Here is a 25,403-nt window from a genome sequence, read left to right on the forward strand (position 1 = left end):
AAACAGAAAGAAGAATCCCAGTTAAAATGCCGTTTTATGACATTTTAACTGGGATTCTTTGTTTTATTTTGTGATGTTTTGTGAAACCTATTTTCCGATGCAGAAATTAGCAAAAATATTACCAAGCAATTCATCATTGGTTACTTGCCCGGTTATCATCCCAAAATGATATAAGGACTCTTTAATATCTAGAGCCATCAGGTCACTGGACAAGTTGGTTTCCAGTCCATATTTTACTTTTTGTATTTCATCTAAAGCTTTCAGTAATGAATCGTAATGTCTTGTATTAGTTACAATTGTTTCATTATTACGTAATGCTCCAGTATTGACAAATGATAACAATTGATTTTTTAAATCCTCAACGCCCAGTTTTTCTTTTGCAGAAATAAGTAAGATTTCGGGAATTTCAGATTTTATATTTTGGATTTCACTGTCTTCTAGTTTGTCGGCTTTATTACCAATAATTACAAGCGGTTTCAATGGAAATTGATTTTTAATTTTCTCCAATTCTACTTTCAACTTTAAACCTGAAACTTTAAACTCCGAACTATCAAACAGAAAAACGACTACTTGCGCTTGTTCTATTTTTTCGAACGTTTTTTTGATTCCAATGCTTTCCACCACATCTTGAGTTTCCCGAATCCCAGCCGTATCGATGAATCTAAATCCGATTCCGCCAATCACTAATTCATCTTCAATAGTATCACGTGTTGTTCCTGCAATTTCCGAAACGATGGCGCGTTCCTCATTTAATAAAGCATTCAAAAGAGTAGATTTCCCTACATTAGGTTCGCCAACAATAGCTACTGGAATTCCATTTTTGATGACATTCCCCACCGCAAACGAATCGATTAATCGTTTTAGAACAAATTCAATTCTGTTTAATAATTCATGAAATTGTGTTCTGTCGGCAAATTCTACATCTTCTTCAGCAAAGTCTAATTCGAGTTCGATTAGTGACGCAAAATTCAATAGTTCTTCTCTCAGTTTCGCTATTTCATTGGAAAAACCACCACGCATTTGCTGCATCGCAATCTGGTGCGAGGCTTCATTGTCTGATGAGATTAAATCGGCAACCGCTTCTGCTTGTGATAAATCAAGTTTTCCGTTTAAAAATGCGCGTAGCGTAAACTCACCCGCATCTGCCATGCGACAACCTTTTCGGAGCAATAACTGAATAATTTGTTGTTGAATATAGGTTGAACCGTGGCAGGAAATTTCAATCGTGTTTTCCCCGGTATAAGAATTCGGGCCTTTAAAAATAGACACCAAGACTTCATCCAAAGTTTTGTTATTGTCCACAATATGACCCAAGTGCAACGTATGTGTTTTTTGTGTTAGTAAATTTTTGTTTTTAATGGATCGAAAAACAGAATCACCAATAGTAATGGCATCTTCGCCGGAAATTCGAATTACGGCTATTGCTCCGGCTCCCGAAGGAGTTGCCAGTGCTACTATGGAATCTTGAGGTATCATATTTTTATTCAATTTTATGCAAAAGTAAGTAAAATTGACAACGCAACAAGACCTGCTTATTAAACCATTAACTTTATTTTTTGTTAAAAATTAGCCAAACTGATAATTATCATATTATTTTATTTTTTCTTTCGTAAATTTATATAGATTATTGATTTGCAGTAAATTAGTAAATATTATGAAAAAAATTCTATTTCCAACAGACTTTTCAGAAGTATCTAAAAATGCATTTATTTACGCATTAAAATTGGCAGATTCTATAGATGCTGAAATTATTACTATGCACGTTTATCAATTACCACAGGCGAACTATGTGAATGTTTCAGAATACTTACATGAAATTTATGATGTTACAGAGTTGAGTAATTTTGAAAACTACAAAGATGAAGTTCCCATTTTAAGGCATATTGCCGAAGAAAATAATTTGGGTAAAGTAAAAATTAGCCATGTTTTAATTTTAGGGAATTTAATTCATGAAATCGAAAAAATTACGAAGCATGAAAATATAGATTTTATAGTCATGGGTACTAAAGGCGCGACGGGTTTAAAAGAGACTTTTTTAGGGACTGTCGCCACAAAAGTGATGAATGACGTAAAAGCAGTTGTTTTGGCTATTCCTGAGCGTTGTAAATACCAACCCATAAAAAATTTACTTTTCATTACAGAATATAAACCTGAAGATATAGAATCCTTTATACGGGTTATGGCTTTGGCGAAAGTATTTCAGGCCCATATTGATTGTTTGCGTGTAGAATCGTCACATCATAATGGTAAGAATGACTACATGAAGGATTGGAATGACTTAATTAAAAACCACAATATTGCTTTGCATTCCATTTCAGGCGATGATGTTGAAGGTATAATATTAAATTTCATGGATTTACATAAAATTAATATGATTGCAATGCATGTGTACCATAAAAATTTCTTTCAAAAATTATTTGAAATCAGTCTTTCAAAAAAATTAGCATTTCATGTCAATGTGCCTATTCTGGCGATTCACGAGTGAATTTAATTTTGATATTATTTAAAGAATCGAAAAAAATAATTCAGTAATTTATTTTAGTAAATGAACTATTTTAATACTTAATAAAATGAAAAAAATTCTATTTCCAACAGATTTTTCTGAAGTCGCCACAAATGCTTTTGTCCATGCTTTAGAATTTGCAAAAATAGTTCAGGGAGAACTCGTTTTATTGCACACATTTGAATTGCCAATATATGACAATCAGTTTTTTCCTGAAAATTATGCTGTCATTTATGATTCTTTAGAGTTGTCCCAATTTGATATGTTTAAGGACGAAATCCCAAAATTGCGTGCCATAGCCGAAGAACGTCATTTGGATAAAATTAAAATGGCACACAGGCTTATGGATGGAGATTTACTTTTTAACATCAAAAGATCGATTAAAGAAGACAAAATAGATTTTGTAATAATGGGTACTTCTGGAGCTACCGGATGGGATGCTTTTTTTGTAGGCACAAATGCGGGAGCTGTAATCTCAGGAATTGATGTCCCAATGTTATGTGTACCAGCTGAAGCAAAATTCAAAAAAATAGAAATCATCGGATTTACAACCCGTTTTAGAACCAAAGATAAAAAAGCACTAAAAATGGTTTTGGATATTGCTAAAAAAACAAAAGCCAAAGTGAAATGTCTTTATGTAAAAACCAGTGATTCTGATGTTTCAAAAGATACTGTGGCTAAATGGGAAGAAGAATTTATTAATGAACCTGTAGAGTTTTTTGTGATAACGAGTGATGAAGTCAAAGAAACAATTTTGGACTTTATCATGTATAAAGAGATTGATATCTTGACGATGCTCACCTATAAAAGAGGTTTTTTTGAAGCGATTTTCAAACCTAGTCTGACAAAAAAAATAGCGACAAATTTTGATGTTCCAATTTTAGCGATTCATGTTGATTAGTGTATTAAATTGGTTTTCACCCGAGATCTAATTTGCTATATTTGTCATTCATTCAAATGAATTATGGAAATATACAAAGTCAAAAAAGAAGCGTTTTCAGCAGTATTAAATGGAATTAATAAAAAGTACAATAGTATAAGCATATTACGATTGCTGGCTATTGTATTTTTTTTGGTATCCATGTATTATTACATCAAAAACAGCGAAATTATTTTCATTGTTTTGTCAGTGCTTCTTTTTGGATTATTTGTATTCTTGATGCGCATTCACACCAAATTACTTTTCCGAAAGCAAGTCAATAAAGCGCTATTGGAAATCAATCAGAATGAAATTTCCTATCTGGAAAGAAATAAAATCCCTTTCGAAAACGGACAAGAATTCAATGATTTTCACCATCCGTATGCGTATGATTTAGATATTTTCGGAGAACATTCTTTGTTCCAAAACTTGAATAGAACTGCTACTTATATTGGTAAAAAAACATTGGCAAACCAACTTTTAACGCTTTTACCAAATGACGAAATTGTTAGAAATCATCAAGCAGTAAAAGAATTATCTGAAAAATTAGATTGGCGTCAGGAATTTTTGGCTTTCGCCAAAATAAGTAATGATAGTCAATCGAATTATGAGACTTTGCTCAAGTGGAGTGTATTCAATAGTTCGCCTTTATCCAAAATCAGTGTTTTTATATCTTACTTTTCACCACTTCTTTTTCTTGGGGTTTTGATTGTCTATTTAGTGACTTCTAATATCATTTTTGCTTCTGTTTTATCGTATTTGTTTGTATTTAATTTAATCGTTTTGGGTCGATTTATAAAGCGAATTCAAATCGAAATTGCCAATTCTACTAATATTGATAAAACCATTCATCAATATAGTTTGTTGCTTCAGAAGATTGAAGAAGAGTCTTTTCAGTCGGAAAAACTAATCGATTTGCAACAAAAACTAACCTTTAAAAAAGAAAATGCCAGCGTTCATTTCAAACAATTAGCCGATTTATTTTCGAGAATGGACAGTATCTCGAATTTAGTAACCGCTGTTGTATTCAATGGAACTTTTCTTTTTAATCTGCATGTTTTAAAATCTTTAATTCAATGGAAAAACGACCATAGGGCGGCGTTGGAAGATTGGTTAGAAGTTATCGGTGAATTCGAAATGTTGAACAGTTTGGCCAATCTTTCTTATAATAATCCGGAGTTTGTATATCCAACATTGAACACGAATTTTGAAATTGATTTTACAGATTTAAGTCATCCATTACTAAATGAAAAAACCAGAATTGGGAATGATGTGTGTTTTCAACCGCAATCATTTATGATTTTAACGGGTTCTAATATGTCAGGAAAAAGTACATTTTTGAGAAGTTTGGGAATCAATATGGTATTGTCAGGAATGGGTTCACCGGTTTGTGCCAGCCAAGCAAATGTGCATCCGTTACCAGTTTTAGTTTCCATGCGATTATCGGATTCGTTGTCTGATAGTGAATCGTATTTCTTTGCAGAAATAAAACGCTTAAAGCAAATTATGGATGAACTGGAAGACAGACCCGCTTTTGTTTTGCTAGATGAGATATTACGCGGAACCAATTCAGATGATAAACGAAATGGAACAATCGAAGTAGTTAAAAAAGTGATTGGTAAAAAAGCAGTTGGAGCCATTGCTACACACGATATTGAAGTTTGCCTGACTACAAATGAATATCCAAATATACTAACCAACAAATGTTTTGAAGTAGAAATTATCAATAATGAACTCCATTTTGATTACAAACTTCGAGACGGAATTTGTAAAAACAGAAGCGCTACATTCCTGATGAAAAAAATGGGAGTGATTTAGTAGTATACAGTGTTCAGTTTGTCTTTGCGAGGAACGAAGCAAACCCACTAATACGAGCAATCATAGCTAATCATCGAAGATGTAAATACGATATGAGATTCATCCTTCGTCGGAATGACAAAAATACAAAAGTAATAAAAGCAGAAAACCGTCCTGATAAATCGAGACGGTTTTTTAAATATAAAAATGGTTTGGTTAATAGCGTATTTGTTATGCAATGGTAAGTATTATATTTCAATTTTAAAAATCAAAATATAACAATTTCAAAATATAATGTTAACTGTTCAGCATTACTGGCATTACAAGCATGGTAACAGTTTCACCTTCTTCTAATCCATCAACAGGAGTAAGAATTCCGGCTCTGTTTGGCAATGACATTTCAAGCATAATCATATCCGATTGTAAGTTAGTCAACATTTCAGTCAAGAAACGAGAATTATACCCTATTTGCATATCATCCCCTTGATAATCACAAGTCAATCTTTCTTCGGCTTTGTTAGAATAGTCAATATCTTCAGCAGAAACATTCAATTCAGCACCAGCGATTTTCAAACGAATCTGGTGTGTAGTTTTGTTCGAAAAGATAGCCACACGACGTACAGAACTCAAAAATTGAGAACGGTCAATCATTAATTTATTTGGATTCTCTTTTGGAATAACCGCTTCGTAATTTGGATATTTTCCATCAATTAAACGGCACATTAAAACATAATTATCAAAAGAAAAAGTAGCATTCGAATCGTTATATTCAATTTTTACTTCAGCATCTGAAGTTCCAAGAATATTTTTTAAGATGTTCAAAGGTTTCTTTGGCATAATAAAATCAGCCACTTGAGAAGCGGTTACATCAGTACGCGCATATTTCACTAATTTGTGTGCATCAGTAGCTACAAAAGTCAATCCTTGTGGCGAAAACTGGAAGAATACACCAGACATTACCGGGCGTAAATCATCATTTCCGGCAGCAAAAATAGTTTTGCTTATGGCTGTTGCCAAAACATCAGCAGGAACAAGTGTTACAGATGGATCGTCTAAGTTTACCGATTTTGGAAATTCGTCTCCAGGGGCATAAGCTAAAGCATATTTTCCAGAATTAGAACTGATTTCTATCGTACTGTTTTCTTCAACCGTGAAAGTTAAAGGCTGTTCCGGGAATGTTTTAAGGATTTCCAAAAGCAATTTTGCAGGGACAGCAACGCTTCCTTTACTTTCTGAATCAATTCCTAAAGTAGCAGACATGGTTGTCTCTAAATCAGAAGCAGAAACCGTTAGCACATTATGGTCTAAATCAAATAAAAAGTTATCTAAAATAGGCAAAGTATTACTGCTGTTGATAACGTTACCTAAAACTTGTAATTGTTTCAATAAGTACGAACTCGATACTATAAATTTCATCTGTTTTGTTTTATTTTTTAAGGTATTTCTTTAATTCAGAAATACGATACATTTTACAAATATATCGTAAACTATTCTAGTTTGGAAACTTTTTTATTAACATCTATTTGCTGTATTTTCTTTTTCGAAGGAAAGTAAATACGACACCAAAAAGACCTAAAATAAGAATTGGAAGCCCGATAGTTAGGATTTGTGTTCGGGTATAGTTTTCATAAACTTTTTCTTTATCCAATAAAGGTAAATCAAGATCTTTGCTTCGAATGTTAATAAGTCCAGTATCATCCAATAGATAATTCACGCAATTTATGAGGAAATCTTTATTATCATACAAATTTCCAGACCTTTGGTCGTAGCCCAATTCTATCGGTTGAAAGTTTTTATCCAATTGGTTTTTTATCAAATCCCCATCTGATATCACAATCATTTTGTTCTCTTTTCCTGTGGCTTGAAATGTTTTTTGTTCAAATGGCAACACTCTATTTTCAAACATGGAATGGAATGAGCCTTCCAATAAAACCGATAATGGAATCTTTCCTTTGTTCAGGTAATCAGCAGGCGAAGTTTCTTCGGTAACGATATTCAAATTGACTTCTGTTGGAGTTCCTATTTTTTTTGAATACTGTGACGATTGCAACAAAATGGTTTTCTTAATTCCGTTTTTTAAGGTGTCAATTGGATTCGCAAAATCAAATTTGATTCCACCTAAGTTTTTCACAATCGGATGCAAACTGTTTGGATACACCTGAGGTGCAAATTTCCAGTTGAATTCCTGAAATTGAGTTGCACTTCCTTGTTCTCCAGTAGCCAGTTTTATTGGACTTCCTTGTTCATCTTTTACTAAATCAGGATTGATTCGGATTCCGTATTTAAAGAACATATCATTCAAATTCAAATCTTTTGGATAGGCTAGAGTGGCTCCGGATGAATCATACAAACTATCCATTTCTGCCGTAACTTGGTCAATCAACCACAATGTTTTTCCGCCGTTGATGATAAATTGGTCTAAAACCTGCTTCTCCGCATCAGTAAATGTTTCGGTAGGTTTTGCAATAACAGCCAAGTCATATTTTTCTAAAGCTTCCAGACTTTCTACTGGACTTTTGGCAACCGAATCTAAAGTAAATGGGCCAATATGGTAACTTTCACGCACTTGCAAAAGAAATTTAGCCATCAAAATATCTTGCAATTCTCCATTTCCTTTGATAACAGCGATTTTCTTTTGCTTTGCTTTAGTAATTTTATTCAAAGCCTCGGCAATTGAGTATTCCAAATGCTGAACAGATCCAATCACTTTTTGGGTAGTTGTAGCTCCCATGATGTTTTTCAACAATGGAATATTAACTTCCTTATTATCATAAACGGCAATTGCCCAAGGAAAAACCATTGCTTGAGATTGTTTTCCTTTATCGTCAACGGTTATGTTTATTGGCGTAAGCCCTTTTCGATACAAATCTTTAATATTGTCCATGCTGGCGTCTTCGTTCTCCAAAGGATCTACGAATTCAAAAACAATATTTTTGTTGTATGCTTGGAATTCTTCCAATAATTGCTTCGTTTCTTGTTGTAAACGTTTGAATTCAGCTGGCAAATCACCTTGCATATATACTTTTATAGACAACGGATTTTGTACTTGCTTGATGATATTCAAAGAAGTAGGGGAAAGCGTGTATCTTTTATCTTTTGTTAAATCAAAACGATGAAAAAAGGAACTTCCTATTACATTCGCAAGCACTACAATTACAAGGATAATCAATACTGATTTTAGGTTATTTTTCTTAGAAGTAGTCATTACGATTTGAAAGATTTTAGATTGTAAACAGTAAAGGAAAGAAAGACAACGGTTATGCTTGTAAAATAAAGAATATCTCTTGTGTCTAATACGCCTCTGCTCATGCTTTTGAAATGATCTTGCATTCCTAAAGACGCTATTATGGAAGATATATTTGGAACAACAGAAGCTAAACCTTCAAATCCAAAATAGAAGAAGAAACATAAAAATACGGCAACAATAAAGGCTACAATCTGGTTATCAGATAATGTTGATGTGAAAATTCCAATAGCTGAATACGCAGCAATCAAGAATAATAATCCAAAATAAGAACCAATTGTGCTTCCCATATCGAGATTGCCTTCCGGTATTCCTAAATTAGAAATAACGGCTACATAAATGAATGTTGGGATAATTGCCATTACAATTAAAAGTAAAGCGCCAAGAAATTTTCCGTTTACGATTTGCCAAATACTTAATGGTTTCGTCAGCAATAATTCTAATGTTCCTTGTTTTTTTTCATCCGAAAAACTGCGCATGGTTACCGCGGGAATCAAGAATATCAAAATCCATGGTGCCAAGGTGAAAAATGGGGTCAAATCAGAAAATCCAGTATTCAAAATATTATACTCTCCTTCGAAAACCCAAAGAAACAATCCATTAATAATCAGAAAAATGGCAATTACTAAGTAACCTATGGGCGAACCGAAAAAGGATTTTATCTCTCGTAAAACTATTGATTTCATTCTTTATGTTTATTCGTTTATTTGTGTATTCGTTGATTTGAAACTGCTAACTGAACACTGATCACTGCAAACTGACCACTTTATCTACGCTCCACGCTTCTGGTTTGTCGTTGAATAATTTCTTGGTGAATGTCCAAACATCGTAAAAAAGTTCGGAATTTCTGTAATTTTCTAAATCAGTTTCGGTTTCCCAATAGCTGTAGGTAAAGAAAATACTTTTATTGTTTTTATCCTGATACAATTCTAAGAAACGATTTCCGGGCGCATTTCGTATTTTATCTTTCATTAACTCAAAGTTTTCTAAAAAAGCAGGGATATGTTCCTCGTGAAAACTCAATTTTACTATTCGTACAAACATTGTTTTTTTGTTTAAAGTTTAAAGTTCAATACGTTTAAAGTTGCTCAACTTTAAACCTTAAACTTTAAACAAATTTTATAATTATAATATCTCTATAACTCAATCCCAATAAACTATTTGCCGAACCTACTTTAGAAGGATTGCTTCTGAAAATTGCAATTTCAAGAAAACCGGCTTCGTTGAAAATGGCTAATTTTTCGCCTTCGTAGGACTTGATAGGATATTTATCTGAACTTGCAATTGCGGAATAGTTGGGCAAAATTGTTTTAATATTTTTAGTTTTCAAAACAATTTCATACGGCCTTCCTTTGGCAACTTCGATAAAATATTTTTTAGAAATATTGGTAATTACATTCCCGAAATGGTCAATGTAAATCACATGACCTTTTAATGAATTCCCATCATCCGAAATTGTGGCTTGCAGATTTGTAACTTGCTTAATTGTATTTATTTCTTTACCAATGACGTTCATTAAACCGCCTTTGGCTAAATGGCAGGCTACTTTTACAAATACATCCAGATCAGTAGCTTCGCTTGGCAAACGATCGTGAATATTAATTGCGACCATTTTTTGAGGTACAATTTTTTGCGAAAGCATACTTAAAATTCCATTATCGGCGGCAATAAAATAATGATTGTTCCATTGCATCACAATATGCTGATTCTCTTTATTCGATTCCATATCCACTCCTACAAGATGAACCGTGCCTTTTGGAAAGCTCGCGTAGGATGCTCCAATAATGTAACTTGCTTCTACCGTGTTGAATGGATCAATATCATGTGAAATATCAATAATTAATGCTTCGGAATACTCAGACAAAATTTTCCCTTTCAACGCACCTACAAAGTGATCTTTCAAGCCGTAATCGGTAGTTAGGGTAATTATTGACATAAATTTGTTTATAACTATTTGGTGTTATGTAAACCTAATTTTATTAAATTTGAGAAGTGCAAAGCTAATAATAGTAAACTCAAAAAACGAAAAACAAAAAACAATTTCTATTTAAAAACAACAAATATACCCGACAGCTAATTGATTTATAAAAAAATTAATTCTAATTTAAAACTACCTCATTTGAACGAAAGAATAATCGAGCTCATAGACATCGCTCCAAAAGACTTTTGGGGCGCTCAAGACACTCATCTTGAAACAATTAAAAAATACTACCCAAAATTAAAGATTGTCGCTCGGGGAACAACTTTAAAAGCTTTTGGAGAAAAAGAGGTTTTAGACGAGTTCGAAAAACGTTTTCAGCGGTTAATGCTTCACTTTACACGTTACAACACTATTGATGACAATGTTATTGAACGTGTTATTCTAAGTGACGGTCAAGACGAGAGAAGAGCCTTGGGACATGATAAAATTTTAGTACACGGAGTAGGAGGGAAAATCATCAAACCTATGACACCCAATCAACAATTGTTGGTGGATACCATGGAAAAGAATGATATGGTTTTTGCTGTAGGACCTGCCGGAACCGGAAAAACGTATACCGGTGTTGCTATGGCTGTGAAAGCATTAAAAGAAAAACAAGTTAAACGTATTATACTGACACGTCCAGCGGTTGAAGCAGGGGAGAACCTTGGTTTTTTACCTGGCGATATGAAAGAAAAATTAGATCCTTACATGCAACCTTTGTATGATGCTTTGCGCGATATGTTACCTAACGAAAAACTGGAAGATTATATTTTAAAGGGAATTATTCAAATAGCGCCATTGGCATTCATGCGTGGTAGAACGTTAGATAATGCTTTTGTAATTTTGGATGAAGCACAAAACACTACGCATTCCCAAATGAAAATGTTCTTAACACGTATGGGTAAAAGCGCTAAATTTATGATTACCGGAGATCCTGGACAAGTTGATTTACCACGAAGAACAATTTCCGGACTTAAAGAAGCTTTATTGGTTTTGAAAGATATTGATGGAATTGGAATCATTTATCTGGATGACAAAGACATTGTACGTCACCGATTAGTCAAAAAAGTGATTGATGCTTACAAGATGATTGAGAATAACGATTAAGAAAAAATAAGTTACTTAAATACAAAGTTTTATGAAGCGGAAAGCGAGTTCATTTTCAATAGAAAAATGATTTGCTTTTCGCTTCACTATTTTAAAGTAAAAATGGATTTTCTTTACGGATTAAAATAAAAATCAATCGATTCCTTTTGTATCTCTTCAAAATGCAATAAATTTGGAATTAATAAAATGTCAGTCAAAAAGAAATGATTTTAAAAGAAAAAATTAAAGTAGTAATTAGTGATTTAGATGGAACTTTACTCAATTCAGATCACAAAATTTCCCAATATACCAAAACTGTTTTTCAAGAACTCCACAATCAAAATTATTTAATAATTGTAGCAACTGGGCGCCATCACTTGGATGCAATGCCTATTGTTGCAGGATTGAATGTTCCACTTTATTTAGTTACCTCAAATGGAGCACGCATCCATTCTCCCGAGAAAGAACTTCTTTTTTCTTTTAATATGGAAAGTGATGCTGTTAAATCGGTCTTGTCTTTAGATATTGACCCTGAAATTACAACAGTATTGTTCAGAGAAAATGTTTGGCAAACGAATAAAAATAATGAAAAACTAAATAAATTTCAACCAGAAGTAAATTATCATCCTGAACTGGTGGATTTTGATAGTTTAGAAGATTTGAGCGCTATAAAAGTATTCTTCACACACGAAAAACATTCGAAATTAATTGAATTAAGAGATCAAGTTTTAGAAAATCACACTGGTCTTTTTAGTCATGCTTTTAGTCTTCCGCTTTGTTTGGAATTTATGGACAAATCAGTAGACAAAAGTGTTGCAATTGCAAAAATTTTAGAAAAAGAAAATCTTGTTTTTCAGGAAGCAATATCTTTTGGTGATGGATATAATGATGAAAACATGCTTAAATCTTCTGGTAAAGGTTTAGTTATGGGGAATGCACCAGATAGTTTGAAAGATAAACTTTCTCATTTAGAAGTGATTTCAACTAATGATGATGAAGGAGTTGCAAAATATATAGCAGAGCAAATATTAAATAGTTAAAAGTCTTTAAATAAGTACTTTTTTAAAATGATTTTAGAATCCCTTTTTTTAATAAAAACAGTAAAATGAATAAAAAAATAATCCTTGTTATCTGTATTTTGTTTTCCATAACATTCCAAAGCCAAGCGCTAAAACTGGAAGAAATCATGAAAGGCAATGCTTTTATTGGTGCGCAACCAGAAAGTGAAAGATGGTCTTTAGATGGTCAAAAAGTTTATTTTGATTGGAATCCAAATAATGAATTGGGTACAAGTACTTATTTTTGGAAAAATGGATTATCAAAACCCGAATTAGCATCGCCAAATGAAGCTGCTTTTTCAAAATTAGATTTGAAAAAGACAACCAATCCAGATTTGTATTATTATATCGATAAAGGAAGATTATTTTCGTATTCCTTAAAAAGTAAAACTTCAAAAAAACTTTACCAACAAAGCAGTCCGATTGCTAATTTGCAAATGGGTGCTGTGCCTGGAATACTTTATTTTAGACAAAATGAAAACCTCTTTCAGTTCAATACCAATGAAGGGTCGATTATTCAAATCACTAATTTCAGAAGAGGAAAAGGAGAAGATACAGCTGTTGAAAAAGAATCTTTTTTGAAAAGTCAACAAGAGGAATTATTTCAATTTGTCAGAGATCAAGAAGCACTTAAAAAATGGAATTTAGCAAAATCAAAAACTACAAAATCGGATTTCCCAAAGCCTTATTATTATGGAAAAAACACTTTTGGAAACTTAAAAGTAGATCCAAAAGGTAATTTTGCGACTTTCAGATTAATAGAAGATTCAGAACGTAAGAATGAAAAAATGGAACTTTTCATTACTGCCGATGGGTACAATCAAATTGAAGATACTAAGGAGAAAGTTTCAGTAGATAATTTGTTGGCAACCAAATTCGGAGTGTATAACATTGCCAAAGATTCTGTTTATTTCGTAAATTTTTCATCATTAAGCCACATCCAGGATGTTCCTAAATATTTTGAGTTGTATGAAAAATCAAAAAATGCAGAAAAAAAGAACAAACTAATTGTGGTTCAGGAACCTGTTTACAATGAAAATGGTTCTTATGCCATTGCCGAAATCAGAAGTCAGGATAACAAAGACCGATGGATTGTTAGTTTAAATTTAGAAAATGGAACTTTCCAGGAATTAGATTATCAACATGATGAAGCTTGGATTGGCGGACCCGGAATCCCTTCAAATTCATACGGAAGAGGAACGCTAGGATTTTTGGGCGACAACGAAACTGTTTATTTCCAATCTGAAGAAACCGGTTATTCTCATTTGTACACTTACAATTTAAAGTCAAAAAAGAAAACACAGCTGACCAAAGGAAATTGGGAAGTGCGTAACGTGAGTTTGTCAAAAGATAAAAAGTCTTTTTATTTGACCACAACGACTACGCATCCGGGAAACAGAAATTTCTATAAATTGGAAGTTTCTAATGCCGTTTTACAACCTATTTTAACTAAAGATGGCGCTCATGAAGTGAGTTTGTCTCCAGATGAAAGCACATTATTGGTGCGTTATTCTTTTAAAAATAAACCTTGGGAATTGTATGTAGCGCCTAATAAAAAGAATACAAATTTAAATCAGATAACGTCTTCAACATCGGAAAGTTTCAAAGGATATTCTTGGCGTGAACCGGAAGTAATTACCTTCAAAGCGCAGGATGGAACTCCTGTAAATGCCAGATTATACAAGCCACAAACTGCCAATGCGAATAAAGCTGCAATCTTGTTTGTTCATGGTGCCGGTTATTTGCAAAACGCGCACAATTATTGGAGTACATACCACAGAGAATACATGTTTCATAATTTATTGGTTGATTTAGGTTATACCGTTTTGGATATTGATTATAGAGGGAGTGATGGATACGGGCGTGATTTTAGAACAGGAATTTACCGTTTTATGGGCGGAAAAGATTTGACAGATCACATAGACGGAAAGAAATATCTAGTCGAAAATCATGGAATTGACGCGTCAAGAGTTGGGATTTATGGAGGTTCTTATGGTGGTTTCATCACGTTGATGGGAATGTTGACTACTCCTAAAGAGTTTGCTTCGGGTGCTGCTTTGCGTTCTGTAACTGATTGGGCACATTACAATCATGGGTATACCGGAAACATTCTTAATTTTCCGGAAACAGATCCGGATGCCTACAAAAAAAGTTCACCAATCTATTTTGCAGATAATTTACAAGGAGATTTATTGATGCTTCACGGAATGGTAGATGACAATGTGGAGTACAAAGATATTGTTCGTTTGTCTCAGCGGTTTATTGAATTAGGGAAGAAAAAATGGAGTTTATCCAGTTTCCCAGTGGAAGCACATGGTTTTAAAGAAACCTATTCTTGGGTTGATGAATACAGCCGAATCTTAAATTTATTCAACGATACGTTGCTTAAAAAATAACTTTAGAGATAAAAATGAAATTTAAGAGTTCTGTTCTTTGCGTAACTCTATGAAATAGTTTTAAATTTGCAGGAACAAAAAATAAACACACACACAACAATTATAATGAGCAATACAATCACAACTACAAATTTTAATTTTCCAAACCAGAAATCGGTTTACCGCGGTAAAGTAAGAGAAGTTTATAATATCAATGATGAACTTTTAGTTATGGTAGCTACAGACAGGCTTTCGGCTTTTGATGTAGTTTTACCAAAAGGAATTCCATATAAAGGTCAAATTCTAAACCAAATTGCTACTAAATTCATGGAATTGACGGAGGATATTGTTCCAAATTGGTTGATTGCAACTCCTGATCCAAATGTAGCTGTTGGTCATTTATGTGAGCCTTTTAAGGTAGAAATGGTAATTCGTGGTTATGTTTCAGGTCATGCCGCACGTGAATATGCGCTTGGCAAAAGAGAAATTTGTGGAGTGACAATGCCTGACTATTTGAAAGAAAATGATAAATTCCCGGAACCTATCATTACGCCGACAACCAAAGCGGATAATGGAGAGCACGATGCGGATATTTCTCGTGAGGATATTTTATCGAAAGGAATTGTTTCTGAAGAAGATTATGTTGTTTTAGAAAAATTCACAAGAGATTTATTTCAAAGAGGAACTGAAATTGCTGCCAGTCGTGGTTTGATTTTGGTTGACACCAAATATGAATTCGGTAAAACCAAAGAAGGTGTAATTGTCTTGATTGACGAAATTCACACACCGGATTCTTCTCGTTATTTTTATGCTGAAGGCTACCAAGAAAGACAAAATAATGGAGAAGAACAAAAACAATTATCGAAAGAATTTGTTCGTCGTTGGTTAATCGAAAATGGTTTTCAAGGATTAGAAGGACAACAAATTCCAGATATGACTGACGAATACATTGAAACTGTTTCTGAAAGATACATCGAATTATACGAAAATATTTTAGGAGAGAAATTTGTAAAAGCAGATATCACCAATATAGATGAAAGAATCGAGAAAAATGTATTGGAATATCTAGCCAATAGATAATATACTTTTTTGCAAATAAAAAAACCGTCTCGTTTTAAAAACGAGACGGTTTTTGTTTTTATTGAAAATACGGTTATTCTTCTAAAACTGCTTTTAGGTTATTCAATCCATCTTGCAAATCTTTTCCAAGCATTTCTTCCATATTCATTATCGGCAACATTAAATTCATTGGATAAGGCATTTTTCCATCAAAACCCCATTTTACTTTGGTTTGATTTGTCGAAACTGCTTCGGTTATCATGTAGGCATTATCGGTGGATTCAAACGGAACTTTGAAACGCAGTTCAAAATCGATGCGTTTGCCTTCAACAATTTTCTTGATTTCCTGTTCGCCAACACCTACATTTTTATCTTTGCTATCCCAACCCGCAATGGCACCAACGGTTCCGTCAGTTCCGGTGAATGTTTTCTTCATTGCAGGATCTTTTGAAGACCAAACGCTAAAATTATCTTGATTTTTCAAATATTTTATATAGTTGAAAACACTGTCCTTGGACTTGTTGATTGTAATTTCTCTTTCTACCGCATATTCTTTTGGCAGAAATAAAGCAATTAATAATGCCAAAACAATGATTGCAAATAATCCTAAAAGAATTTTCTTGATAATGTTCATGATTTTTAATTTTAAATTAATGTTATTTTGATTTTATAATTTGAGATTCGTAGCAAGTTATCCATTCTTGAACAGACATTTTTTGTACGAGCTCAGCAATTAATTCAAATGGAATTTGATTTGCCTTCTTAAATCGGATGCAACTTTTTCCCATGTCTAATTTTTGTGTGCTGTGTTTTGGATATTCGGTGACAAACCAATTCAGTAATTCAGGATTAGCATAAATACCCATATGATATATCGCGATGAAATTTTTCTGGGAAGCAAAACTTATAAATGGTAACGGTAATTCAGGAGTGCAATGATAGCCATTTGGGTAAATAGAATGTGGAACAACATAACCAATCATGCCATATGTCATTTGTTCAACAAATCCTTTTGGAATATTTTTTAGAATAGTTTCTCTAAGTTTTTTAAGAGCATCTTTTCTTTCTTCGGGGATTTCTTCTAAATAAGCGGAAACTGTGGTGGCGGTTGATTGCATTTTTAAGAATTGTTTAAGTAAAGTTAATAAAAAAACCGCAATTCATAATTTGAACTGCGGTTTTTAGCCCCGATAAAAGTGGAAATCCTTTTCCTTTTTTTTAAAGGAAAAGATTATAACGGATAGCGGGATTAGCTCCAAAAGCTATTTGAAATAAGAGAATGTTTCTTCGTTTTCTAATTTCAATAAGGTTTCGTAAATTAATTTAATCACGTTTTCAACGTCATCACGATGTACCATTTCAACCGTGGTATGCATATAACGCAACGGCAAGGATATCAAAGCCGAAGCCACGCCACCATTACTGTAAGCAAAAGCATCGGTATCTGTACCCGTAACACGTGACGAAGCCAATCTTTGGAACGGAATTTCTTTTGCCATAGCAGTTTCTAAAATTAATTCTCTCAAATTATTTTGAACAGCAGGCGCATACGTTACTACAGGACCTTTACCAATTTTTGTGTCACCTTCAATTTTCTTTTCGATCATTGGAGTAGTGGAGTCATGACAAACATCAGTAACAATTGCTACGTTTGGTTTGATGGTTTTGGTAATCATTTCGGCACCGCGAAGACCTACTTCTTCCTGAACCGAATTCGTGATATACAATCCAAAAGGAAGTTTTATTTTGTTTTCGTGCAATAAACGAGCTACTTCGGCTATCATGAAACCACCCATACGGTTGTCAATTGCGCGACAAACAAATTTGTTATCGTTCAAAATCATGAATTCATCAGGATACGTAATTACACAACCTACATGAACACCCATTTTGTCAACCTGTTCTTTGGTTTCGCAACCAATGTCAATAAATAGATTGTCAACTTTTGCTACTTCTTCCTTTCCTCTATTGCGAGTATGAATAGCCGGCCAACCAAAAACACCTTTTACAATTCCTGCTTTAGTATGAATATTGACACGTTTTGAAGGTGCAATTTGGTGATCTGAACCACCGTTTCTAATCACATAGATTAATCCATCATCAGTGATATAGTTTACATACCATGAAATTTCGTCAGCATGCCCTTCGATCACTACCTTATAAGGTGCATCCGGATTTATAATTCCAACAGCAGAACCATAAGTGTCCGTTATAAAAGTATCCACATAAGGTTTTAAATAGTCCATCCATAATTTCTGTCCACCACTTTCATATCCGGTAGGTGATGCATTATTAAGATAGTTTTCTAAAAACTCAAGCGATGACTTGTTTAATATTGATTTAGTGCTCATAAAATTATTTTTTTGCTAAATTATAAATTTGGCATTACAGTTGTGTATATAATGTATAATTTTGGCAATTAAATTTTCCTATATGAAGCTAATTAAATTTTTGTTGTTTTGTCTATTTGTCACTCTGTCGGTTAATGCACAGGTAATACCTCAGGATACCACAAAGATGGGTTATGAGTTAGAAGATGACGAATCTATTCTTAATGATACGATCCAATTACCGGAAGTCTTAATATATAAGGAGAAAATGGATCCCGAAGCAAGAAAGCAATTCCTAATCCTTCAAAATCGTGTTTATAAAACCTATCCTTATGCAAAGCTTGCTTCTGAGAGGCTGTCAAATCTAAATAAAGGAATGGCAAACCTTAAAACAAATAAGGAGAAAAAAAGATACTTTAAGATAGTAGAAAATTATTTGAGTGATGAGTTCGAAGCTAAACTTAAAAAGCTTTCTCGTAAACAAGGTCAAATATTAGTAAAGTTAATTCATCGCCAAACTGGTACTACAACCTATGAATTGGTGAGAAACCTTAAAAGTGGCTGGAAAGCATTTTGGTCTAATACTGCTGCAAGTATGTTTGATATTAATTTAAAAACAAAGTATGCTCCTTTCGATGTTAATGAAGATTATCTGATAGAAACTATATTAGTACGGGCATTTGATTCCGGAAGATTGCAAAACCAGAATCCGGCAAAACCGGTTGATTATAGTAATCTAACTGATTCCTGGGAGTCCAGAGCTGAGAAGCTGAAAAAATAACATAACAATTTGTGCGTTCCTCTTTAATATAAAGAAAGGCGATTCTCTTATTGGAGAATCGCCTTTCTTTATATTAAGGAGTCGGGCTATTCGCTACAAGTCCTCGTCCCGCCAAAAAAAGGCGAGACTGTGGGCTTTTCGCTGCTATCCCTAACGCGAACTTTGGATAAGTAGAGCTTTTTGTTGTTTTGATGTATATTTTGGGACCTTATATATAGTAGAGAATAGAAAAGAGAAGTTTGTATTATATAAGGTATAGTATAAAACCATTTTATTAATCCAGACATTTTTTTTGTTAGCGTACTAGTAAGGTAAGCTGTTTTCAAGGAGCGAAACGCATCGAAGAGCTGTAGAAAAGACAAAAAACCAGAATTCCCCAAGATTTTATAAAGAAGGTAAAGGCAATTGAAAGTTGCCCATCCTTATTGGAATAGGTGGTTTTGATTTGAAATCACGATGACCGGAAGTTAAAAGGCAGTTTATCATAAAAAACTTTACTATTCAAGAATCATGTTTTCAGCGAGTTAAAGATTGGGTTTTGAAAACATGAAAAAAAAGGTTTAAAAAAGCTTGTAAAAGCGAATAAAGGTGCTACTTTTGCACCCGCAATGACGCAGACGTTCTTTAGAAGACTGACAAGTAAACTGGATTGAGAGAGGAGATTTATTTTCAAAAAAAGATTCAAAAAAGCTTGTGAGATTATAAAGAGCTTATTACATTTGCACCCCGCAAAATGCGCAAAGTTCCTTGACAAACTGATAAGAAAACGGTAGTAAAACGGAGATAAAAATTTCCAAAAAAAACTTCAAAATTTTCTTGCCAGTTAAAAAAGAAGTTGTACTTTTGCACCCGCTTCGAGAAACACTTTAAGTAGTGTTGACGAAGGGAAAAACAAAGAAGAACACGTTCCTAGACATATTGAATTGACAGCCGTTTTGAAAGAGATTTCAAAACAAAAGAATGAGAGTAATAGAATCGAGAGATTTGAAAAAACCACTAGAATTTAGTCGAATAAACAAAGAGAGAAGATTTATCTGATCTCACACAATATACGATGAAGAGTTTGATCCTGGCTCAGGATGAACGCTAGCGGCAGGCTTAACACATGCAAGTCGAGGGGTATAGTTCTTCGGAACTAGAGACCGGCGCACGGGTGCGTAACGCGTATGCAATCTACCTTTCACAGAGGGATAGCCCAGAGAAATTTGGATTAATACCTCATAGTATTATAGAGTGGCATCACTTTATAATTAAAGTCACAACGGTGAAAGATGAGCATGCGTCCCATTAGCTAGTTGGTAAGGTAACGGCTTACCAAGGCAACGATGGGTAGGGGTCCTGAGAGGGAGATCCCCCACACTGGTACTGAGACACGGACCAGACTCCTACGGGAGGCAGCAGTGAGGAATATTGGACAATGGGCGCAAGCCTGATCCAGCCATGCCGCGTGCAGGATGACGGTCCTATGGATTGTAAACTGCTTTTGTACAGGAAGAAACAGTTCTACGTGTAGAACCTTGACGGTACTGTAAGAATAAGGATCGGCTAACTCCGTGCCAGCAGCCGCGGTAATACGGAGGATCCAAGCGTTATCCGGAATCATTGGGTTTAAAGGGTCCGTAGGCGGTTTAGTAAGTCAGTGGTGAAAGCCCATCGCTCAACGGTGGAACGGCCATTGATACTGCTAAACTTGAATTATTAGGAAGTAACTAGAATATGTAGTGTAGCGGTGAAATGCTTAGAGATTACATGGAATACCAATTGCGAAGGCAGGTTACTACTAATGGATTGACGCTGATGGACGAAAGCGTGGGTAGCGAACAGGATTAGATACCCTGGTAGTCCACGCCGTAAACGATGGATACTAGCTGTTGGAAGCAATTTCAGTGGCTAAGCGAAAGTGATAAGTATCCCACCTGGGGAGTACGTTCGCAAGAATGAAACTCAAAGGAATTGACGGGGGCCCGCACAAGCGGTGGAGCATGTGGTTTAATTCGATGATACGCGAGGAACCTTACCAAGGCTTAAATGTAGATTGACCGGTTTGGAAACAGACTTTTCGCAAGACAATTTACAAGGTGCTGCATGGTTGTCGTCAGCTCGTGCCGTGAGGTGTCAGGTTAAGTCCTATAACGAGCGCAACCCCTGTTGTTAGTTGCCAGCGAGTCATGTCGGGAACTCTAACGAGACTGCCAGTGCAAACTGAGAGGAAGGTGGGGATGACGTCAAATCATCACGGCCCTTACGCCTTGGGCTACACACGTGCTACAATGGCCGGTACAGAGAGCAGCCACTGGGTGACCAGGAGCGAATCTATAAAACCGGTCACAGTTCGGATCGGAGTCTGCAACTCGACTCCGTGAAGCTGGAATCGCTAGTAATCGGATATCAGCCATGATCCGGTGAATACGTTCCCGGGCCTTGTACACACCGCCCGTCAAGCCATGGAAGCTGGGGGTGCCTGAAGTCGGTGACCGCAAGGAGCTGCCTAGGGTAAAACTGGTAACTAGGGCTAAGTCGTAACAAGGTAGCCGTACCGGAAGGTGCGGCTGGAACACCTCCTTTCTAGAGCTTTAGTGTTAGCTATATGCACGCTAAAGAAAGAAGACGAAAGTTCAAGTTGGAAGCAAACCCCAACGTTTTATTACTCTTGCTGTTAGTTCAAATAATACCATTTAAGAATAAGAGTGTCTCGTAGCTCAGCTGGTTAGAGTACTACACTGATAATGTAGGGGTCGACAGTTCGAGTCTGTCCGAGACAACTATTTTAGACTTAAATAAAAGAAGAAATTCTAGAGTTGAGGAGTTATGAAATATAAATTCATAATTCATAATTCACAATTCATAATTAGATTGGGGGATTAGCTCAGCTGGCTAGAGCGCCTGCCTTGCACGCAGGAGGTCAACGGTTCGACTCCGTTATTCTCCACTATTCGAGTGAATAGTAAAGAGTAAAAAGTAATTAGTCAAAAACTAATCACTAATTACTAAGGGCTAATCACTAGAAAAAAGTTCATTGACATATTGAGATAAGAAAATAATAAAAAGTAGAAAGCATTTTTACTTGTTTATCATTAGACAAGTAAAGAAACGGTCTCGTTTTAATTAACGAGATTGGTACAATAAGCAAAATAAGGGCGTATGGGGGATGCCTTGGCTCTCAGAGGCGATGAAAGGCGTGATAAGCTGCGAAAAGTTACGGGGATTGGCACACACGATACGATCCGTAAATACCTGAATGGGGCAACCCACTATGTTGAAGACATAGTACACCGATAGGTGGGCAAACCCGCTGAACTGAAACATCTAAGTAGGCGGAGGAGAAGAAAACAAAAGTGATTCCGTAAGTAGTGGCGAGCGAACGCGGATTAGCCCAAACCAATGTTGTTACGGCAATGTTGGGGTTGTAGGACCACGTTATTTGTTGCGGATAGAATTAGAATCTACTGGAAAGTAGAGCCAAAGAAGGTGATAGCCCTGTATAAGTAATAGAAGATAACGATAGTGGTATCCTGAGTAGGGCGGGGCACGTGAAACCCTGTCTGAATTTGGCGGGACCATCCGCTAAGGCTAAATACTCCTGAGAGACCGATAGTGAACCAGTACCGTGAGGGAAAGGTGAAAAGAACCGTGAATAACGGAGTGAAATAGATCCTGAAACCATACGCTTACAAGCGGTCGGAGCCCTTTAGTGGGGTGACGGCGTGCCTTTTGCATAATGAGCCTACGAGTTAACGTTGCTGGCAAGGATAAGTGGTTAAGCCACGGATCCGTAGCGAAAGCGAGTCTGAATAGGGCGCTTTAGTCAGTAGTGTTAGACGCGAAACCGTGTGATCTACCCATGGGCAGGATGAAGCGCTGGTAACACAGTGTGGAGGTCCGAACCGGTTGACGTTGAAAAGTCTTCGGATGACCTGTGGGTAGGGGTGAAAGGCCAATCAAACTCGGAAATAGCTCGTACTCCCCGAAATGCATTTAGGTGCAGCGTTATGCGTAAAGTTATATAGAGGTAGAGCTACTGATTGGATGCGGGGGCTTCACCGCCTACCAATTCCTGACAAACTCCGAATGCTATATAATGTTTCATAACAGTGAGGGCTTGGGTGCTAAGGTCCAAGTCCGAGAGGGAAAGAACCCAGACCATCAGCTAAGGTCCCCAAATATATGTTAAGTTGAAAGAACGAGGTTTGTCTGCCCAGACAGCTAGGATGTTGGCTTGGAAGCAGCCATTCATTTAAAGAGTGCGTAACAGCTCACTAGTCGAGCGGACGAGCATGGATAATAATCGGGCATAAACATATTACCGAAGCTATGGATTTGTAATTTATTACAAGTGGTAGGGGAGCATTCTAACAGGGTAGAAGGTGTGTCGTAAGGCATGCTGGACTGGTTAGAAAAGAAAATGTAGGCATAAGTAACGATAATGCGGGCGAGAAACCCGCACACCGAAAGACTAAGGTTTCCACAGCTATGCTAATCAGCTGTGGGTTAGTCGGGACCTAAGGCGAACCCGAAAGGGACAGTCGATGGACAACGGGTTAATATTCCCGTACTAGTTATTACTGTGATGGGGTGACGGAGTGATGAAAGCGCCGCGAACTGACGGAATAGTTCGTTGAAGTACCTACCTATAAGCTGCGCAGGCAAATCCACGCGGCTTGGGGAAATACGATAGTACTCGGAGTCTTCGGACAAAGAGATAGTGCGCCTAAGGGCTTCCAAGAAAAACCTCTAAACTTCAGGTAATAAGTACCCGTACCGCAAACCGACACAGGTAGTCGAGGAGAGAATCCTAAGGTGCTCGAGAGATTCATGGCTAAGGAATTAGGCAAAATAGACCCGTAACTTCGGGAGAAGGGTCGCCAGCAGCAATGCTGGCCGCAGTGAAGAGGTCCAGGCGACTGTTTATCAAAAACACAGGGCTCTGCAAAATCGTAAGATGAAGTATAGGGCCTGACACCTGCCCGGTGCTGGAAGGTTAAGAGGAGATGTTATCTTCGGAGAAGCATTGAATTGAAGCCCCAGTAAACGGCGGCCGTAACTATAACGGTCCTAAGGTAGCGAAATTCCTTGTCGGGTAAGTTCCGACCTGCACGAATGGTGTAACGATCTGGACACTGTCTCAGCCATGAGCTCGGTGAAATTGTAGTAGCGGTGAAGATGCCGCTTACCCGCAGTGGGACGAAAAGACCCTGTGCACCTTTACTATAGCTTAGTATTGACCTTGGATAAATGATGTGTAGGATAGGTTGGAGACTGTGAAGTGGCGTCGCTAGGCGTTGTGGAGTCATTGTTGAAATACAACCCTTTGTTTATCTGAGGCCTAACCCCGCTTTGCGGGGGACATTGCTTGGTGGGTAGTTTGACTGGGGTGGTCGCCTCCAAAAGAGTAACGGAGGCTTCTAAAGGTTCCCTCAGTACGCTTGGTAACCGTGCGTAGAGTGCAATGGCATAAGGGAGCTTGACTGAGAGACATACAGGTCGATCAGGTACGAAAGTAGAGCATAGTGATCCGGTGGTTCCGCATGGAAGGGCCATCGCTCAAAGGATAAAAGGTACGCCGGGGATAACAGGCTGATCTCCCCCAAGAGCTCATATCGACGGGGGGTTTGGCACCTCGATGTCGGCTCGTCACATCCTGGGGCTGGAGAAGGTCCCAAGGGTTGGGCTGTTCGCCCATTAAAGTGGCACGCGAGCTGGGTTCAGAACGTCGTGAGACAGTTCGGTCTCTATCTACTGTGGGCGCAAGAAATTTGAGTGGATCTGATTCTAGTACGAGAGGACCGAATTGGACAAACCTCTAGTGTATCTGTTGTCACGCCAGTGGCATCGCAGAGTAGCTACGTTTGGAAGGGATAAGCGCTGAAAGCATATAAGCGCGAAACCCACCACAAGATGAGATTTCTTTTAAGGGTCGTGGGAGATGACCACGTTGATAGGCTATAGATGTAAAGGCAGTAATGTCATAGTCGAGTAGTACTAATAACCCGTAAGCTTATGTACGCTTTTCTCCCGTCTTTCGGGACGGGAGAAGAAACTTTCTAATACTTTTTATTTTCTTTATCTCAGTATGTTAAGATATTATGTAATTAATTATCAATGATAAATTTTTAATTGTTACAATAATTGCCCAAAGCAATTATAACCTCTTAAGGTGGTTATTGCGGCGGGGCTCACCTCTTCCCATCCCGAACAGAGTAGTTAAGCCCGCCTGCGCAGATGGTACTGCAGTTATGTGGGAGAGTATGTCGTCGCCTTTCTTTGAAGACCCTGTTCTAACGAACGGGG

17 protein-coding genes, 2 tRNA genes and 3 rRNA genes are annotated in these 25,403 nt (G+C 36.3%); 13 read left to right on the forward strand and 9 right to left on the reverse strand.

The features are described 5' to 3' along the window. Positions 1-87: 87 nt before the first annotated feature. Positions 88-1,476, reverse strand: a complete 1,389-nt coding sequence (mnmE, locus tag CLV00_RS11950; protein ID WP_099715405.1) for a tRNA uridine-5-carboxymethylaminomethyl(34) synthesis GTPase MnmE — start codon at positions 1,474-1,476, stop codon at positions 88-90. A 178-nt stretch (positions 1,477-1,654) separates the two neighbouring features. Here mnmE and CLV00_RS11955 point away from each other — a divergent pair, with 178 nt between their 5' ends. The 3 genes from CLV00_RS11955 to CLV00_RS11965 all read left to right on the forward strand — a co-directional run bounded on the left by CLV00_RS11955 (position 1,655) and on the right by CLV00_RS11965 (position 5,240). Beyond that, positions 1,655-2,485: a universal stress protein gene (locus CLV00_RS11955; protein WP_099715406.1), complete on the forward strand. Its 831-nt coding sequence runs from the start codon at positions 1,655-1,657 to the stop codon at positions 2,483-2,485. Positions 2,486-2,570: 85 nt separating this feature from the next. Next, on the forward strand, positions 2,571-3,404 hold the full coding sequence (locus CLV00_RS11960; protein WP_099715407.1) for a universal stress protein: 834 nt from the start codon (positions 2,571-2,573) through the stop codon (positions 3,402-3,404). A gap of 63 nt (positions 3,405-3,467) precedes the next feature. Further along, positions 3,468-5,240: a DNA mismatch repair protein gene (locus CLV00_RS11965; RefSeq protein ID WP_099715408.1), complete on the forward strand. Its 1,773-nt coding sequence runs from the start codon at positions 3,468-3,470 to the stop codon at positions 5,238-5,240. A gap of 276 nt (positions 5,241-5,516) precedes the next feature. Here the strand turns inward: CLV00_RS11965 and dnaN are convergent, their stop codons facing one another. The 5 genes from dnaN to CLV00_RS11990 form a co-directional block, all read right to left on the reverse strand. Beyond that, a complete protein-coding gene (dnaN, locus tag CLV00_RS11970) occupies positions 5,517-6,635 on the reverse strand; it encodes a DNA polymerase III subunit beta (protein WP_099715409.1) in 1,119 nt (372 codons plus the stop codon). A gap of 103 nt (positions 6,636-6,738) precedes the next feature. Continuing rightward, complete coding sequence (gldG, locus tag CLV00_RS11975) at positions 6,739-8,424, reverse strand: gliding motility-associated ABC transporter substrate-binding protein GldG (RefSeq protein ID WP_099715410.1); 1,686 nt, start codon at positions 8,422-8,424, stop codon at positions 6,739-6,741. Then, positions 8,424-9,149 (reverse strand): gliding motility-associated ABC transporter permease subunit GldF, encoded by a 726-nt coding sequence (gldF, locus tag CLV00_RS11980; RefSeq protein WP_099715411.1) that lies wholly within the window; start codon positions 9,147-9,149, stop codon positions 8,424-8,426. The genes gldG and gldF overlap by 1 nt, the downstream gene beginning before the upstream one ends. A 61-nt stretch (positions 9,150-9,210) precedes the next feature. Further along, the gene (locus CLV00_RS11985; protein ID WP_099715412.1) at positions 9,211-9,507 is read right to left on the reverse strand and encodes a putative quinol monooxygenase; all 297 of its coding nucleotides are present in this window, start codon (positions 9,505-9,507) and stop codon (positions 9,211-9,213) included. A 64-nt stretch (positions 9,508-9,571) separates the two neighbouring features. Continuing rightward, complete coding sequence (locus CLV00_RS11990) at positions 9,572-10,399, reverse strand: S-adenosyl-l-methionine hydroxide adenosyltransferase family protein (protein ID WP_099715413.1); 828 nt, start codon at positions 10,397-10,399, stop codon at positions 9,572-9,574. A 183-nt stretch (positions 10,400-10,582) separates the two neighbouring features. Between CLV00_RS11990 and CLV00_RS11995 the strand changes: the two genes are divergently transcribed. From CLV00_RS11995 to CLV00_RS12010, 4 genes are all read left to right on the forward strand, one after another. After that, positions 10,583-11,533, forward strand: a complete 951-nt coding sequence (locus CLV00_RS11995) for a PhoH family protein (protein WP_099716327.1) — start codon at positions 10,583-10,585, stop codon at positions 11,531-11,533. 203 nt (positions 11,534-11,736) lie between these two features. After that, positions 11,737-12,552, forward strand: coding sequence for a Cof-type HAD-IIB family hydrolase (locus tag CLV00_RS12000; RefSeq protein WP_099715414.1), 816 nt, complete (start codon positions 11,737-11,739; stop codon positions 12,550-12,552). A gap of 65 nt (positions 12,553-12,617) precedes the next feature. Next, on the forward strand, positions 12,618-14,966 hold the full coding sequence (locus CLV00_RS12005) for a prolyl oligopeptidase family serine peptidase (RefSeq protein ID WP_099715415.1): 2,349 nt from the start codon (positions 12,618-12,620) through the stop codon (positions 14,964-14,966). A gap of 105 nt (positions 14,967-15,071) precedes the next feature. Beyond that, a complete protein-coding gene (locus tag CLV00_RS12010) occupies positions 15,072-16,025 on the forward strand; it encodes a phosphoribosylaminoimidazolesuccinocarboxamide synthase (RefSeq protein ID WP_099715416.1) in 954 nt (317 codons plus the stop codon). Between the two features lie 73 nt (positions 16,026-16,098). Here the strand turns inward: CLV00_RS12010 and CLV00_RS12015 are convergent, their stop codons facing one another. The 3 genes from CLV00_RS12015 to CLV00_RS12025 form a co-directional block, all read right to left on the reverse strand. After that, positions 16,099-16,638 (reverse strand): SRPBCC family protein, encoded by a 540-nt coding sequence (locus CLV00_RS12015; RefSeq protein WP_099715417.1) that lies wholly within the window; start codon positions 16,636-16,638, stop codon positions 16,099-16,101. A 22-nt stretch (positions 16,639-16,660) separates the two neighbouring features. Next, positions 16,661-17,122 (reverse strand): DUF1801 domain-containing protein, encoded by a 462-nt coding sequence (locus CLV00_RS12020; protein ID WP_099715418.1) that lies wholly within the window; start codon positions 17,120-17,122, stop codon positions 16,661-16,663. Between the two features lie 144 nt (positions 17,123-17,266). Beyond that, a complete protein-coding gene (locus CLV00_RS12025; protein ID WP_099715419.1) occupies positions 17,267-18,355 on the reverse strand; it encodes a M42 family metallopeptidase in 1,089 nt (362 codons plus the stop codon). Between the two features lie 82 nt (positions 18,356-18,437). On the opposite strand from CLV00_RS12025, the gene CLV00_RS12030 reads away from it, so the two are divergent. From CLV00_RS12030 to rrf, 6 genes are all read left to right on the forward strand, one after another. After that, positions 18,438-19,115, forward strand: a complete 678-nt coding sequence (locus CLV00_RS12030) for a DUF4294 domain-containing protein (RefSeq protein ID WP_099715420.1) — start codon at positions 18,438-18,440, stop codon at positions 19,113-19,115. Positions 19,116-20,166: 1,051 nt separating this feature from the next. Beyond that, positions 20,167-21,680 (forward strand): 16S ribosomal RNA (locus tag CLV00_RS12035). 123 nt (positions 21,681-21,803) lie between these two features. Then, positions 21,804-21,877 (forward strand) — tRNA-Ile (locus CLV00_RS12040). Positions 21,878-21,970: 93 nt separating this feature from the next. Then, positions 21,971-22,044: transfer RNA gene (locus CLV00_RS12045), tRNA-Ala, on the forward strand. Positions 22,045-22,235: 191 nt separating this feature from the next. After that, positions 22,236-25,118, forward strand: a 23S ribosomal RNA gene (locus tag CLV00_RS12050). Positions 25,119-25,265: 147 nt separating this feature from the next. Then, a 5S ribosomal RNA gene (rrf, locus tag CLV00_RS12055) occupies positions 25,266-25,375 on the forward strand. The 16S, 23S and 5S rRNA genes sit together here with 2 tRNA genes alongside, the layout of an rRNA operon. The last annotated feature ends 28 nt before the right edge of the window (positions 25,376-25,403 follow it).

The organism is Flavobacterium sp. 11 (assembly GCF_002754315.1).
GTDB classification, from domain to species: Bacteria; Bacteroidota; Bacteroidia; order Flavobacteriales; family Flavobacteriaceae; genus Flavobacterium; species Flavobacterium algoritolerans.